This window comes from Arcobacter lacus (genome assembly GCF_003063295.1).
Taxonomy (GTDB): Bacteria; Campylobacterota; Campylobacteria; order Campylobacterales; family Arcobacteraceae; genus Aliarcobacter; species Aliarcobacter lacus.
On record NZ_MUXF01000007.1, the window covers coordinates 45,891 to 62,159 of the forward strand.

The following is a 16,269-nucleotide window of genomic DNA, read 5'->3' on the forward strand; positions in this document are numbered from 1 at the left end:
AAATTGAAGTTTATATTTGGATTATTTTTATTAATAAATGTTTTAATTGCTCAACAAGAGAAAGATTTTTATTATAGTTTTATTGATTCAAATGGACAACAAATACCACAAAAAGTGACTCAAACAATAGTAGATGGATTAAATTATTTGCAGTATATAAGAAGTTTAGCACAAGATGGTAAAACAACAGAAGCCTTCTCAAAAATAAAAGAATTTAAAGATATAAATAAAACAAAGGTTTTGTATTCAGATATAATGATTTTATATTCTGAATTAGCTTTAAAAAATCAATCAAAAAAGTTATTGTTAGAAACTTCAAGTGAGTTAGAAAAAGCAATAAATGCATCTTTAATAAATCAGCAAGATTTACTAAAAGCCTATATGATTTTAGTAGATTTGAAACTTGGAATAAATAAAATTGAGGATGCAAAATATTTTTCTAAAATAATCATAGATAATTTTGATGATGAACTCACAAAAACTTATGGAAAAATATCTCTCTCGAAAGTTTATAAGTATCAAAAAGATTATGATAAAGCTACAAAAACTCTTTTTGAAATATTATCTTCAACAAAAGATAAGCAAGTTGCAACAGTAGTTGGAAATGAATTATTTGATATTTATTTGTTACAAAATAAAACAGAAGAAGCTAAAGAATTAATGACTCAAATTCTTAAAACAAATATGGCTTTTTATATCAATGATGTTTATTTAGCAAATAAAAAAATTGATATATTTGCAAAGCTTGGTATGATAGAACAGTCAATAGAACTTTTACAAGGAATTATTGCAAACTCGAAAAAAGATGATGCAATTGAAGACGCAAAATATAAATTAGCAAATATATATATGCAATTATACGATAAAACAGATGTTTATTTAGATAAAGCCAAAGTTTTATATAAAGATATTTTAGATAATTATCCAAAAGGAAATCATATATCAGATGCACAAATGTATTTGGATGAAATTCTGATGAGACAGAATATTTTAATTCCAAATAATGTTGCCGAAAAATATACAAATATTGAAGATATGCAACAAAAAGCTTTACTTCAAGAATTGATAAACAATGCTAGAGATAAAAAGTATGAAGAAGTTTTAAAAGTTGAAAAAGTTTATAAAGAAATACCAAGTTCTATTTTTAAAAGATTTGGTTACGATAATGTTTATGAAATATTAGATAATGTTTATATTGGACTTATAAGAGATTATTTATCTAAAGAAGAATGTAGTGAGCTAAATAAAATTTTAAAAAATATTAAATTCTCAATTTGGCAAAAATTAGTTGATGATGAATTTATTAGAAGTGGTTTAATTCATTGTGTTGTTGAGGTTCCTTCCGAAGAATCATATACTCAAATTAAAAATATTTTTAGTGATACAAAAGATGCAAATATATATTTAGTTCTTGAAACTATGGCTTATTCACTAAATTTTACTGATGATGCTTTGTATTTTTCATCAAAAATTGAAGCTATAAATGATAAAAAAGTTCTAGAGAAAGAATTTCTATACAAATATCAAGTAATTAAAGCAAAAAATGATTTTAACAAATTAGATAGATTTTTAAAATCTGTATCTGAAAATGAAGAGTATATTTCACAAAATGAAAATAACCCTATTATTATAGACTTTTATCATGATTATTATGGTTATTTATTAAGAACTAATATTGAAAAAGCAAATGAAGTATTAAAAAAACTTTATGATAAACAAAATGAATTTAAAGCTTTTGTTTATTCTCCTTTAGTTGAAAGTGATTTGTCAAAAATTGCAAAAAAAGAGAATAAAATACAAGAAGCGCTTAATTATTTATTGCAAGCATTAGAGCATTCAAAAAGAATAAAACCAGATGAATTAGCAAGAATCTATTATGAAATATTATCTTTATATGATAATTTAGGTGATAGTAAAAATAGTAGCGAATACCTTCAAAAGTGTAAAGATTTAAAAAATGTATCTGAAGGTAATTTATATAAAAAAATGTGTGATACGAAATGATAAATATAGAAGAATTACTAAGTAAAATTGATTCGGCAACTTTGCCTATTGCTTTTGGTCGAATTACAAATATTTCAGCGATTACATTAACTGCAGTAGGTCTTGAAGTCGCTGTTGGAGATATTGTAAGAATAGAATCTGAACAAAGGCTTTATTCAGTTTTAGGAATGGTTTCAACTATAAATGATAACTCTTTTGTGATTGTACCTTTTTCTTTTATAGAAGGCTTTAGAATTAATGATAAAGTATTTTTACAAAGAGATGGTTTGACTGTAAAATGTGGAAATGGACTTTTAGGAAGAGTTGTAAATGCTTTAGGTGAACCAATTGATAATAAAGGTAAGATAAGAGATTTAGATGAAAATTCAGCTATTAATAAAATCTCTATGTCTCCACTAGAAAGAGGGATAATTGATCAAAAATTTTCAACAGGTGTTAAAGCAATAGATTCAATGTTGACTTGTGGAAAAGGACAAAAAGTTGGTATTTTTGCTGGTTCTGGAGTTGGAAAATCAACTTTGATGGGTATGATAGTAAAAGGTTGTGAGGCTCAAGTAAAAGTTGTAGCATTAGTTGGAGAAAGGGGAAGAGAAATTCCTGAATTTATTCATTATAACTTAAATGATGATTTGGAAAATACAGTAATTGTTGCTGCAACTTCAGATGAATCAGCATTAATGAGGAAATATGGTGCATTTACAGCTATGAGTATCGCTGAATATTTTAGAGATAAAGGTCTTGATGTTCTCCTTATGATGGATAGTGTAACAAGGTTTGCAATGGCTCAAAGAGAAATTGGATTAAGCACAGGAGAACCACCTGTAAGTAGAGGGTATCCACCTTCTGTTTTTGCACTTTTACCACAATTAATGGAAAGAGCGGGAAATAATCAAAAAGGTTCGATTACTGCTTTTTTTACTGTTTTAGTAGATGGTGATGATATGAATGATCCAATTGCAGATCAAAGTAGGTCAATTCTTGATGGACATATTGTTTTAACAAGAGAGTTAACTGAACAAGGATTTTATCCCCCAATTAATCTTTTAAAATCTGCTTCAAGGGTAATGGATAAAGTTGTTACAAAAGAGCATTATAATGATTTTTTAAAGTTAAAAAGAGTATTATCACTAATAAAAGAGAATGAAGTTTTAGTTAGAGTTGGTGCATACAAGAAAGGTATGGACCCAGAACTTGATAATGCAATGGCAAGAAAAGAGAGAATACGAGAGTTTTTAACTCAAAGTACACAAGAAAATGTCTCTTTTGATGAAATCATTGCAAATTTTAGAAAGGTTTTACAATGATTGCACAAGTTAATTCATCAATATATAGATTAAATAATATGAATGATGCGCAAGATAAATTAAATTCTCAAATGAATGGAGAAAAACTTCAATATGGAAGTGATGACTCTATGCTTTTTGGAAGGCTTGCTCTTATAAATGATAAGATATTGACTCAGACAGGTATAAAAGAACAAATTGAAAGAACAAATGTTTTAAATACAAATGCAGATTCTGCTATATCTAGTGTAAAACTTAAATTGGATTCAATAAAAGAAGAGCTTATTAAAGCAAATACATCAACGACAAGTATTGAAGGATTAGAAGCAATCGCACAAAATCTTTCTGGGTATAAGCAAAATCTTTTAGATTTGGCAAATACACAAGTCGAAGGGCAATATGTATTTTCAGGTTCAGACTCTTCAGTGAAAGCATTTACAATGGATGCTAATGGAAAAGTAACATATAATGGGAATGATAGCTTAAGAAAAATTGCAGTTGATGAAGGTTCTTATAGAGAATCTGGAGTTAACGGGCTTGAACTTTTTTATTACACAGCTGATACAGCAGCAAAAGGTGAAACTTTAAATTTTGAAGAAGGTGATAGAATACTTGATCAAGATGGAAATGAATGGACATTAGATACAGCAACGAATACTTTATCTAAAAAAAATTGGGATGGTTCTTTCGATACATTATCTGTTACTCCTCCAACTGCTCCAGCTACTGAATATAGTGTAACTATGCCCATGACAGATGGCACAAAGTTTGAAGCAAAAAGAAGTATTTTTGATTTACTAGATCAAGCAGTAAATAGCTTAAAAGGTTTAGATAGTAGTGGAAATCCTACTCTAACTTATGATGAAAGACGTGCAGGAGTTTCAGCAGCACAAGATGAAGTAGATAAAGCTATTGATAATGTGAGCATCGCACATGCAAATTTAGGTGGAAGAAACAAAACATTCAATAATTCATTGGATATAATTACTTCAAAAATTACTCAATATGATAAGACATATACAGAAATAGGATCTTCTGACTTAACTGAAGTTGGAATTAAACTTAAAAGTTTAGAATTAATGTTCTCAGCTTTATATTCAACAATTAGCCAAACAAATCAGTTGTCGTTAGTTAATTATATGAGATAATTGACTAATCTAACTAAAATGACTTTATGAAATTTGATTTAAAAAAGATATTCACAAGAGATTTAATCGCAGTAGCATTGTTTCTTTCAATGCTTGCGATTATAATAGTTCCTTTAAATAAAGAAGCACTTGACTTTTTTATATCAGTATCTTTGGCTATATCTTTTCTTATTCTATTAATATCTTTATATATTCAAAAGCCAGCTGATTTAACAACTTTTCCTACACTTATTTTGATTTTAGTTGTATTTAGGCTTGCTTTAAGTATTGCAACAACAAGATCCATTTTAGGAGAAGGACATAATGGTCCTGATGCTGTAAGTTCAATTATTACTGCATTTGGGCAATTTGTTGTTGGTGGAAATATGGTTATAGGTGTAATCATATTTATCATATTAGTTTTAATAAATTTTATGGTTGTTACAAAAGGTGCAACAAGAGTTGCAGAAGTTACTGCGAGATTTACACTTGATTCTATGCCAGGTAAACAAATGGCAATTGATGCAGATTTAAATGCTGGATTTATAGATGATAAGCAAGCGCAAGAGCGAAGAAGAGCATTAATTTCTGAAGCAAATTTTTATGGAGCTATGGATGGATCTTCAAAGTTTGTTAAAGGTGATGCTATTGCAAGTATCATTATTACTTTAGTAAACTTAGTTGGAGGAATTTTAGTTGGTCTTTTTCAACATGATTTATCTGTTGCACAAGCAGGAGAAACGTATACAATTTTGACAATCGGAGATGGATTAGTTAGTCAAATTCCTGCACTATTATTGTCAACTGCAACAGCTATTATTATTACTCGATCAAATACAGATGAAGAGAAATTTGCAACACAAACAGTTAATCAACTTATTAAAGACAGTAAATCTTTAATTTTAGTTGGTATTGGTTTAATGCTTTTTGCATTAGTTCCTGGTTTCCCAACATTTATTTTAATGGTAATGGGTATTTTAATGTCTGGATTAGGATATATTATTATTATGATTGATAGAGGTGATGATAATATTGTAACAAGAGTTTTAAAAACACCAGAAGTCAAAAAAGTTGATAAGCCAGCAGATTTAAAAGAAAAAAGAAGAACCGCTTCTGTTGCTGATGAAACCCAAACTATTGAAACAATTATGAAATTAGAAGTTCTAGAATTAAAATTAGGAATTAGACTTTTACAGTTAGTTCAAGGAAACTCTGAACTTCTAGATAAAATTAAAGCAATAAGAAAAACGATAGCTAGTGAATTAGGTTTTGTAATACCACAAATTAGAATTTCAGATGATACACATTTATCACCAAATGAGTATCAACTTTACCTTAAAAGAATACCTTTAGTAAAAGGAAAGATTGAAGTAGATAAATTTCTTGCTATGGGTGGAATAGGAAATGAAAAATTACAAGGGCTTCATGTAAAAGAACCAGTATTTAATCTTGATGCAACATGGATAACAGGAGACTTAAGAGAAGAAGCTTTGATGAAAGGTTTTACTGTTGTTGATGCTCCAACTATTATTTCTACTCATATTTCTGAAATTATTAAAAGACATGCAGAAGATATTATAACAAGACAAGATATTGTTGATATTGTTGAAAGATTGAAAAAAGATTTCCCTATAGTAATAGAAGAAGCTATGAAAGTTACTTCTTATGGAGTACTGTTAAAAGTTTGTAAAGATTTACTACATGAAAAAATACCAATTATTGATATGCTAACAATTATTGAAGCAATAGCAGATATTGCTGAATTTACAAAAGCACCAGAAATTTTATTAGAACATGTTAGAGCAAAACTATATAGATTAATTACTCAAAAATTCAAAGATACTGATGGTATTTTACACATTGTAACTATAAAACCTGATGTTGAGCAACAATTTATTGGGAAATTACAAGAGCATCATGGAATTTCTCAACTGATGTTATCTATTGCAGAAATAAACAATCTTGTAACTAAAACAAAACAACTTCTTGATGATGTAGAACTCAAAGGTTTTTCTAAAGTTTGTATGGTTGTTGATCCTGTTTTAAGAAAAAGAATATCAGAAATTTATGAAAAATTTGGACTTCAAATTGCTGTCTTATCTCATGCTGAATTAGATTCAAAAGCAAATTTTGCTATTGAAGGTACTTTAGAGTTCTAAAACTCGCTGCTTTTTTATATTTAAGGAAATTATTTGAAACAATATATTTTATTTTTAAAAGAGAATAAAATTATTAGAGATTTATCTTTAGTAAATTTTATTTCATCTTTTGGTGCCTGGTTTTCTACTGTTGCAATATATACAATGGTTGTAGAATTTGGTTCTACAGAACTTGCAATTTCTGTTGTTACCGCAATGCACTTTATTCCTGCAATTATAATTGCACCATTGAGTGGAGCAATTATTGATAGAGTTAGAATTAAACCTTTGATGATATCTTTACTTTTTGTAGAATTGCTTATGACAATTATGTTTTTAACAATAAATGATTTGAGTCATTTATGGATTTTATTAATTTTTATTTTTATTAGAATGAGTGCAGCTTCAATGTATTTTTCAACAGAGATGTCACTTTTAGCTAAACTTTTAGATGGTAAAAATCTTCAAACTGCAAATGAGATAAATTCTATAATTTGGTCATTTACTTATGCTGTTGGTATGGCAACAAGTGGATTTATAGTAAATTTATATGGTGTAAAAACCGCAATTATGGTTGATGTATTTATATTTGTTTTAGCAATTATTGTATTTTTACAAATTAAACTTAATATAGAACATAAAAAAGTTACTGAAAAAATTTTTGAATTAATGAAAGATGGTTTTTTATATATCAAAAATAATAAGGTTATTTTGCACTTGATATTTTTACACGCAAGTGTTGGATTAACTTCTTATGATGCTTTGATTACAATTTTGGCAAAAAATCAATATAAAGAGTTGATAGCTGTTCCTTTAGCTATTGGTCTTTCAAATGCTATAAGAGCAGTAGCATTGATGATTGGTCCACTTTTTTTAAATAAAATTATAAATAAAGAGAATCTTCATTATTTATTAGTTTTTCAAGGAGTAACTATAATTCTTTGGGCTTTAACACAAGATAATTTTTATTTATCTTTAGTTTCTTTATTTTTTGTAGGATTAAGTACAGCGTTCTTGTGGTCATATACATATTCTCTTTTACAAAATAGTTGTGATAATAAATATATTGGAAGAGTAATATCGTATAATGATATGTTTTTTATGTTATCAAATGTTTGTACAACTATGTTTATTGGTTTTATGGCACATATTACAACAACGCAAGTTATTACGGTTTGTTTAGGAGTAGCATTTTTATTATTTGCTTATTACTATACAAAAATTTTAAAACTGATTTAAGAAAGGCTTTTTTCTAAAAGCCCTTTAGAGTTTTGCTACTTTTAGAAATTTTTTATAAGTTTCGTTAAAAAGTAGTTATTAAATGATAGGTTTCCTTTTAAATGGAAACCATTTAAAAGGAGAGAAAATGATTTTAGATTATAAAGATGTAAATGATTTAAATAGATACAAAATAATGTCTGGAAGTATAGTTCCACGACCAATAGCATGGATAGTAACAGAAGATAATGGAGTTTTAAATGCTGCACCATTTTCTTATTTTATTCCAATTTCTACAAATCCAGCTCTTGTAATTGTTGCTATTGGAAGAAAAGAGAATGAAAGTCCAAAAGATACTTTAGCAAACATATTAAAAACAAAAAAAGCAACAATTTGTTTCCCAAATAAAGACAATGTAGATCAAGTTCAAAAATGTGCTACTCAATTACCAAAAGATGAGAGTGAAATAGAAAAATATGAAATAGAAGTAAAAAAAGAATTAGAAGATTATCCTCCTATGATTTGTTCTACTCAAACTGCACTTTTTTGTGAGTATTATGATACTTATAAAGTTGAAGGGGATACAACTCCTGTTATTTTAAAGATAAATTATCAATATATTGAAGATGGACGAATAAATGAAAGAAATCATACAAATATAGATAGTATCGGTCGAGTAGGAGTTACTTTTAAAGCTATGGTTGATTTATAATAAAAAAATCTCTCTTATTGGGAGATTTTTAGACATTTATATATCAAGATATCTTGATATATAAATGTCTTTGTGATAAAATTTCCAAAACTTTATAAAAGGACAAATATGAAAAGAGTTTTGATATTATGTACAGGAAATTCTTGTAGAAGTATTATTGCTGAAGCACTTATAAATGCAAAGTTAGATGGAATTAGTGCAGATAGTTCTGGTGTTCGTGCAAGTGGAAAAGTAAATCCAAATGCAAAAAAACTTCTTGAAGATAAAGGGATTTGGAAGGAAGAGTATCACTCTAAAACACTTGATACAGTTATAAACAATGAATATGATTTAGTAGTAACAGTTTGTGACCATGCAAATGAAACTTGCCCAATGTTTCCAAAAGCTGTAAAAGTTATTCATGTGGGATTTGAAGACCCTGATGGAAAAGGGTTTGAAGCTTTTGAAAAAACATATAAAGAGATAGAAGAAAAACTTCTTCCAAAAATTGTTGAGGTATTAAAATAGATGTTTGATTGGCTTGTGAACTTAACTTCAATTTTTGTATTTGATATTTTAGGACTTTCAAAAGGAACTCATTTAGGTGAAGCTTTAAATTTTTTTATTTATGATACGATAAAAATTTTTATATTGCTAATTACAATTATTTATATGGTTACACTTCTTAGAAGCTATTTTCCAGTAGAAAAAGCAAGAGATTATTTAAGTGGAAAACACAAAATTGTTGGACATATTATGGCTGCTATTTTTGGAGTTATAACTCCATTTTGTTCTTGTAGTGCAATTCCACTTTTTTTAGGATTTTTACAAGCAAGAATTCCTTTAGGAGTGACATTTTCATATTTGATTTCTGCACCACTTAGTGATGCAGTTGTAATTGCTATGTTATTTTCACTTTTTGGTTGGAAAATAGCTTTATTATATGTAGGAATTGGTCTATTAATAGCTATTGTATCTGGACTTATAATTGGAAGTATGAATTTAGAAAAAGAGGTTTTAATAGAAGTAAAACCAATAAATAGCTGTTGTAATGGCTCAAATAGTGATGAAACTTTATTTTCCCAAAGAGTAAAAGAGTCTTGGGAATATACAAAAGATATATTTAAAAAGATTTATTTATATGTGATAATTGGTGTTGGAATTGGAGCATTTATTCATGGTTATATTCCTGCTGATTTTATCAGCAAATATGCAGGCGGAGATGTTTGGTATGCGCCAATAGTTGCAGTTATTATGGGAATACCTATGTATTCAAATGCAGCAGGGATTTTACCACTTGTTGAAGTTTTAACACAAAAAGGAATGCTTTTAGGAACGGCTTTAGCATTTATGATGGCAGTTGTTGCACTTAGTTTGCCAGAAGCTATGATTTTAAAAAGAGTTTTGAGTTTAAAACTTATCTCAATATTTTTTGCAATTGTTGGAGTTGCGATACTTCTAACAGGGTATTTATTTAATTATTTAATAGGATGAAAAAATGAAAATAGAAGTTTTAGGAACAGGTTGCTCTAAATGCAAAGCTTTAGAAGAAGCTGTAAAACAAGCAGTTGCAAAAATCGGTGGATTTCACGAAGTTAAAAAAGTTGAAGATATAGTTGAAATTATGAATTATGGTGTTATGAGTACGCCAGCACTTGTTGTTGATGGAGTTGTAAAATCTACTGGAAAAGTTTTGAGTGTTGATGAACTGTTACTACTATTTAAAGGAATATGATGGATATTTTTTTACAAACAGTTGGTGCAATAAATGATGAAACAAGAGTCAAAATATTACATTTTATAGATATACACAATGAAGTTTGTGTTTGTGATATAGAGAACTCTTTTTCAATGATACAATCAAGAGTTTCAAGACACTTAAAAATATTAAAAGATGGAGGTTTTTTAAGAGTTGATAGAAGAGGGCGTTGGGCATATTATAGTATAAGAACACCTTTAGATGTTTTTAGACAATCAATTTTAAAAGAAATTAGTTATTTGAACTTAGAAATTCCTGCATTAAAAAAAGGTTGTGAGGTATGTTAATTCCTGTTTGCATATTTTTAGTAACATTATTTTTAATCATTACTCAACCAAAAGGTTTACAAATAGGAACAACAGCTATTTTAGGTGCAATTGTTGCTTTAATTTTAGGTGTAGTAAGTATCAATGATGTTTTAGATGTAACAAGTATAGTTTGGGATGCAACATTAGCTTTTATTGGAATCATTATTTTATCTTTAGTTTTAGATGAAATTGGCTTTTTTGAATGGTGTGCTTTAAAAATGGCAAAATTTTCAAAAGGAAGTGGAATAAGAATGTTCATTTATTCTATTTTATTGGGAAGTTTTGTTTCAGCACTTTTTGCAAATGATGGAGCAGCACTTATTTTAACACCTATTTTATTGGCAAAAATGAGAGTTTTACAATTAAGTACAAAAACTATAATTGCTTTTTTACTTGCAGGTGGTTTTATAAGTGATAGTGCATCTTTACCTTTTGTATTTTCAAATCTTACAAATATAGTAACGGCAAACTATTTTAATATAGGTTTTGTGGATTATTTTCTTAATATGATTGTTCCTTTTATTGTGAGTGTTATTGCTTCGATAGTTTTTTTATGGTTAATTTTGAGAAAAGATATTCCAAAAAAAGTTGATGTAAGACTTTTAAAAGAACCCAAAAGTGTTATAAAAAATATGAATCTATTTTATTTTTCTTGGTTTTTTCTAGCCTTTTTGTTGAGTGCTTATGCTTTAGGAGATATTTACAAACTTCCTATCTCTTTTTTTGCATTAGGTGGTGCATTAGTTCTTTTAATAATTGCAAGTTTAACAAAAAGTGTAAATGCAAAAAATATTATAAAAGAAGCCCCTTGGCAAATCGTTTGGTTTAGTATTGGTCTTTATATTGTTGTTTATGGTTTAAAAAATGCAGGATTAACTGAATATTTAACAACGATATTAAATTATTTAGTTTTACAAGGTGATACAATAGCTATCATATCAACAGGTTTTATAAGTGCAATTTTAAGTGCAGTTATGAATAATCTTCCAACAATTATGATTATGGATATAGCATTAAAAGATATACCAAATGAGGCTTTAGCTTATGCAAATATTATTGGATGTAATTTAGGTCCCAAAATGACACCATTTGGAAGTTTAGCAACTCTTCTTTGGCTTCATGTTTTAGCAAAAAAAGGTATAAAAATAAGCTTTTGGGAATATAGTAAATTTGGTTTGATTATTACACCACCTGTTTTACTACTTGTTCTTTTAGCAGTTTAAAATAAATTTAAACTGCTGTATTTCCACAATAACCACATTTTTTTGCAGCAACTGGAATTTCCATAGCACAATCTGAACAAATTTTTGTTTTTGGTGCCGGAGCTTCAACATTTCTTAGTTTATTGTAAGATTTTATAAACATAAATACAACAAATCCTAAAATTAAAAATGAGATTGTATCATTCATAAATACACCAAGTTTTATTGCTGGTGCACCTGCTTTTTCAAGTTCTGCCAAAGTTGCATAACTATTTCCATCAAGCGAAATAAATAATTGAGAAAAATCAACTTTTCCTAACAACAATCCAATTGGAGGCATAACCACATTTTCAACAAGTGATTTTACAAAAGTTGCAAAAGCTGCACCAAAAATAAAACCAACAGCCATATCAACTACACTTCCTTTTATAAGGAAGTCTTTAAACTCTTTTAACATAATTTTTCCTTTAATTTTTTTAATTATATTTAAAAGAAGATACAAAATTAGTAAAAGAAGTGAAATAAAAATAAATAATTATTAAATAATCTGTAAATTTCAGTTTGATTACAAAAAATAATTATATAACCTTTTATTCAAATAATAAAGAATATATTGCTAAAAATATAATTTTAGGAAGAGTATTATGAATAATTTGAAGCTTAGGAATAAAATCTTACTTATATTGGTATTACCGATTTTAGCGATTTTTATGCTTTCATCTGTTTTGATTTTTGAAAAAATTGAGAAAAAATCAAATATGAATAAAACTTCAAGTTATATTGATTTTACTGTTAAAATCTCAAAAGTTTTAACGGCTTTTCAAAAAGAGAGAGAATTATCAATTTTATATCTAAATAGTTATGGAAAAATAAAAAAAGATGAGTTAGAAAAAGAAATAATAAATAGTAATCAAGAATCAAAAGAACTAAATGAGTTCATAGAAAGTTTTGATTTAATAAAAAAAGATAATAATCTTTTAGAAAAAATAGATAAATTGAAAAAGTCTTTTATTAAATTAGATGAAATTAGAAAAAATATAATAGATTTGAGAGTTGATATAAAAGAAATAGAAAATCTTTATAATGAAATTAATGCAAATCTTATATCTTTTTTTGATGATTTATTAATATATTCAAATAGCAAAGAGTTATCAAAATCTTCTTTGATATATGTTTCTATAATAAATGTAATAGAAAAAGCTTACAATGAAAAAATTTTAGTAAAAAGTATATTTGAGCATAATTTTATGTCAAATAGTAACTATAACAATTTCATATCACTAATAGTTTTTCAAGACTCATATTTAGAAGTAATGAAGAAAAATTTATCAAATGAACAACTTGATTATTTTAAAAAACAATTGGAAAATAGTAGTTTTAAAGATATTGAAACATTAAGAAGTATAATTTTTCTTAAAATAGAAAAAGAGAACCTTTTATCACAGATAAAAGAGGCTTTTGGATATGGTGGGTTGATACATTTATATAAAAACTATGTTTTAACAAAAGATGAAAATTTATTAAATAAAATTCAAAAAAGTCACACTAAAATATTAAGAGCAATAAAAGATTATAAAAAATTAAAGTTTTCAAAAGAAGAAGAGGAATTTTTAAATAACATCCAATTCGCTATTGATACATATATGTCAGCAGCATATAATAATGAACGTATAGATGAAACACAAATTGATTCAAAAACTTTACAAGCAATAGATACTTTGTCAAAAAATATTTATGGTGCAAATACCAAAAAATGGGAAGAAGCATCTTCTATCAAAATCAATGCTTTTGAAAATATAAAAGATAAAATGGTTGAAGATATGCTTTTATATATAAATACAAATGTTAAGAATTTAGATAATCAAATAGTATTATTCTCTTTATTTTTAATTTTTTTAATCATATTAATTTTTGCTGTAATTGTATTAATGACAAGTAAAGTTTCAAAATCTATTAAAAAATTTGAAAATAATTTAACTCAATTTTTCTCTTATTCTATGAGAGAAAAAGATGAAATATATTTGGATAAACTTGAAGGAAAAGACGAATTTGCTTTAATGACAAAAAATATGAATATTCAAGTTGAAAAAATAGAAAGAATTATTGAAAATGATAAAAAAGTTATTCTTGAAATAACAGATATTATGGAAAAAGTAAATAATGGCTTTTTTGAATATTCAATAAAAACAAAAGCTTCAACAAAAGAGTTACAAACTTTGGTTGAAATTATAAATAAAATGATTGATAGAACAAGATTGAAAATTGATAGTTTAAATATGCTTCTAAATAGTTATACTCAGGGTGATTATAAATTTAAATTAGATGAACAACATACAAAAGGAATGTATGGAGATTTTGGCATACTTTGTAATTCAACTGTTCTTTTAGGACAATCTTCTTCAGAACTTATTGCTATGATTACAAATGCTGGTGTTGAACTTGAAAAAAATACAAAAATCCTGACAAACTCTTCAAATGAATTGGCTGTTTTATCTTCAGAACAAGCAAATTCTTTAAAACAAAGTTCTGTTGCTCTTGAACAAATCACAGCAAATATAAAAAATAACAATGAAAATATGGGACAAATGCTAAAAATCTCAGATGAACTAAATAGTTCTGCAATAGAAGGAAATAAATCTGCAAATCAAACTTTTGTATCAATGGATGAAATAAGTAAAAAAGTAAATGCTATAAATGAAGCAATAATTGTAATAGACCAAATAGCATTTCAAACAAATATTCTTTCTTTAAATGCTGCTGTTGAAGCTGCAACTGCAGGTGAAGCTGGAAAAGGTTTTGCAGTTGTTGCACAAGAAGTGCGAAATTTAGCAAGTAGAAGTGCTCAAGCTGCAAGTAAAATAAAAAGTTTAGTTGAAAGTGCAAACTTTGAGGCAAATGAGGGTAAAAATATTGCAGATAATATGATAAAAGGTTATGAAAGTTTAGCTTCAAAAATCTCTCAAACAAAAGAGATAATAAATAGTGTTACGATTTTTAGTAAAGAGCAAGAAATAGGAATTATTCAAATAAATGATACGATTTCAAAGATTGATTTTGCTACACAAAAAAATGCCAAAACGGCTTTAAATATAGATAATTTATCAAACGAAGTTTCGAAATTGTCTAATAAATTGCTTCAAATTACTTCACAGTCAAAAATCGATGATAAATATTATGAAATGGTTGAAAATATAGATTTAATAAAAGAGTTATCAACTTATAAAAATGATCATATAAATTTTAAAAAAAGATATTATAAGACATTAAATAATTTTACAAATATTGTTATTGATAATTCAGAATTTTGTAATATAGGTAAGTGGATGACATCTTGTGAAAATAATAATGAGATTTTTGCAAAAAATGAAAAATGGAAAGTTCTAAAACAAACTCATAAAGATGTTCATCAAAAAATGCAAGAATATATTACTCAAAATGCAAATAAAATTGAAAATAAAATACTTAGACAAATTGCAAGTCAAATAGAAGATGCAACTATGAAATTTTTCGATAGTTTAAATGATATTTTATATTTGGATTCAAAAAATAAAAAGTAATAAATACTTTTTATTGAACTATTTGATGAAGTTTTGAACACTGTCCTAAATATGGAGCTATTCCACACATATCATTCATAATGTCATTGAAACTATGAGCACGAGCATTGTAAACATATACAAAAATTTCATCACCTTTTTTCAAAAAGTTTTTCTTACCAAAATCAGTATAAGCTGTTGCACCTGCAGCGATTAAAATACCTTTTGCTTTGTGAGCATCTTTTAAAAATTGCCCAAGTTCTTCAAGTGGTCCACAATCTTCTTGACAATTTAAAATATCAATCATCCAATCTTTTAATTTATTAAAAAAATAACTGTATGATTTAACCGCACTTGTAGTTCCATAGTCATATACGATACCATCTCTTTTGATAAAAGAAGAGATATGATATTTACTTAAAATTCCTTTTTCACTAAAATCATCAATTTCTATAATATCTTGTGAAATTCCTTTTGTTTTTTCTCCCCAATTCTTTTTACAACTTAGTTTATTTCCATCTTGAACTCTAAGAGAACAATCATTAAATGCTGCAAAATATTTTGGAATAATATCAATTACTTTTTCATTTTCATATACAAAATCACAAATCAGAGCAACTTCAGCTTCAATTTGTAAGTTATCTTCTTCTCTACCATGAGTTAAAATAATTTCATCACATATTGGATATGTTCCTAAAAAACTATCGTGTCCTTTTATATAAAATGGGAACATTCCTTTTGGTGCATCTTTTTCTTTTGTTTCAATTACAGAGAATTCATCTGCTTCACCAGCTTCTCCTAAATGATTTGCGAAGTTTCCTGCAACTGCAAAACCTAAATAATCTTTTAAATCTTCTAATAAATTCATAATATTTCCTATAATTTTTTAAAACGAAAGGTAAAGTTGTAGCATAACATTAATTAAATCTATAATAAGTCAAAAAAGAAATATAAATTAATAACGTAAGGATTTTTTAAAAAAAGGAGTTTACAAAAGGTTAAA

At 26.8% G+C, this 16,269-nt stretch carries 14 protein-coding genes; 12 read left to right on the forward strand and 2 right to left on the reverse strand.

Annotated features, from left to right (window positions below; genetic code table 11):
• Positions 1 to 3: 3 nt before the first annotated feature.
• From B0175_RS04895 to B0175_RS04945, 11 genes are all read left to right on the forward strand, one after another.
• Positions 4 to 2,004: a tetratricopeptide repeat protein gene (locus B0175_RS04895; RefSeq protein WP_108527536.1), complete on the forward strand. Its 2,001-nt coding sequence runs from the start codon at positions 4 to 6 to the stop codon at positions 2,002 to 2,004.
• On the forward strand, positions 2,001 to 3,308 hold the full coding sequence (gene fliI, locus B0175_RS04900; protein ID WP_108527537.1) for a flagellar protein export ATPase FliI: 1,308 nt from the start codon (positions 2,001 to 2,003) through the stop codon (positions 3,306 to 3,308). The genes B0175_RS04895 and fliI overlap by 4 nt, the downstream gene beginning before the upstream one ends.
• Positions 3,305 to 4,435: a flagellar hook-associated protein FlgL gene (gene flgL, locus B0175_RS04905; RefSeq protein WP_108527538.1), complete on the forward strand. Its 1,131-nt coding sequence runs from the start codon at positions 3,305 to 3,307 to the stop codon at positions 4,433 to 4,435. Before fliI ends, flgL begins: the two co-directional genes overlap by 4 nt.
• A 26-nt stretch (positions 4,436 to 4,461) precedes the next feature.
• On the forward strand, positions 4,462 to 6,573 hold the full coding sequence (gene flhA, locus B0175_RS04910) for a flagellar biosynthesis protein FlhA (protein ID WP_108527539.1): 2,112 nt from the start codon (positions 4,462 to 4,464) through the stop codon (positions 6,571 to 6,573).
• A gap of 33 nt (positions 6,574 to 6,606) precedes the next feature.
• Positions 6,607 to 7,791, forward strand: coding sequence for an MFS transporter (locus tag B0175_RS04915; protein ID WP_108527540.1), 1,185 nt, complete (start codon positions 6,607 to 6,609; stop codon positions 7,789 to 7,791).
• A gap of 127 nt (positions 7,792 to 7,918) precedes the next feature.
• Positions 7,919 to 8,482 carry a flavin reductase family protein gene (locus tag B0175_RS04920; protein WP_228156068.1) on the forward strand — a complete coding sequence of 188 codons (564 nt, stop codon included), beginning with the start codon at positions 7,919 to 7,921 and terminating at the stop codon, positions 8,480 to 8,482.
• A gap of 108 nt (positions 8,483 to 8,590) precedes the next feature.
• The gene (locus B0175_RS04925; protein ID WP_108527542.1) at positions 8,591 to 8,989 is read left to right on the forward strand and encodes an arsenate reductase ArsC; all 399 of its coding nucleotides are present in this window, start codon (positions 8,591 to 8,593) and stop codon (positions 8,987 to 8,989) included.
• Positions 8,990 to 9,955, forward strand: coding sequence for a permease (locus B0175_RS04930; RefSeq protein ID WP_108527543.1), 966 nt, complete (start codon positions 8,990 to 8,992; stop codon positions 9,953 to 9,955).
• Positions 9,956 to 9,959: 4 nt separating this feature from the next.
• Positions 9,960 to 10,196 carry a thioredoxin family protein gene (locus B0175_RS04935; protein WP_108527544.1) on the forward strand — a complete coding sequence of 79 codons (237 nt, stop codon included), beginning with the start codon at positions 9,960 to 9,962 and terminating at the stop codon, positions 10,194 to 10,196.
• Positions 10,196 to 10,507: an ArsR/SmtB family transcription factor gene (locus tag B0175_RS04940; protein WP_108527545.1), complete on the forward strand. Its 312-nt coding sequence runs from the start codon at positions 10,196 to 10,198 to the stop codon at positions 10,505 to 10,507. Before B0175_RS04935 ends, B0175_RS04940 begins: the two co-directional genes overlap by 1 nt.
• A complete protein-coding gene (locus B0175_RS04945; RefSeq protein ID WP_108527546.1) occupies positions 10,501 to 11,751 on the forward strand; it encodes an arsenic transporter in 1,251 nt (416 codons plus the stop codon). Before B0175_RS04940 ends, B0175_RS04945 begins: the two co-directional genes overlap by 7 nt.
• A gap of 7 nt (positions 11,752 to 11,758) precedes the next feature.
• On the opposite strand, the gene mscL is transcribed toward B0175_RS04945, so the two are convergent.
• Entirely contained in the window at positions 11,759 to 12,187 is a 429-nt protein-coding gene (gene mscL / locus B0175_RS04950; protein WP_108527547.1) for a large conductance mechanosensitive channel protein MscL, read from the reverse strand.
• A 187-nt stretch (positions 12,188 to 12,374) separates the two neighbouring features.
• Here mscL and B0175_RS04955 point away from each other — a divergent pair, with 187 nt between their 5' ends.
• Entirely contained in the window at positions 12,375 to 15,287 is a 2,913-nt protein-coding gene (locus B0175_RS04955; RefSeq protein ID WP_108527548.1) for a methyl-accepting chemotaxis protein, read from the forward strand.
• 10 nt (positions 15,288 to 15,297) lie between these two features.
• On the opposite strand, the gene B0175_RS04960 is transcribed toward B0175_RS04955, so the two are convergent.
• Entirely contained in the window at positions 15,298 to 16,134 is an 837-nt protein-coding gene (locus B0175_RS04960) for a DUF5718 family protein (protein ID WP_108527549.1), read from the reverse strand.
• Positions 16,135 to 16,269: the final 135 nt, after the last annotated feature.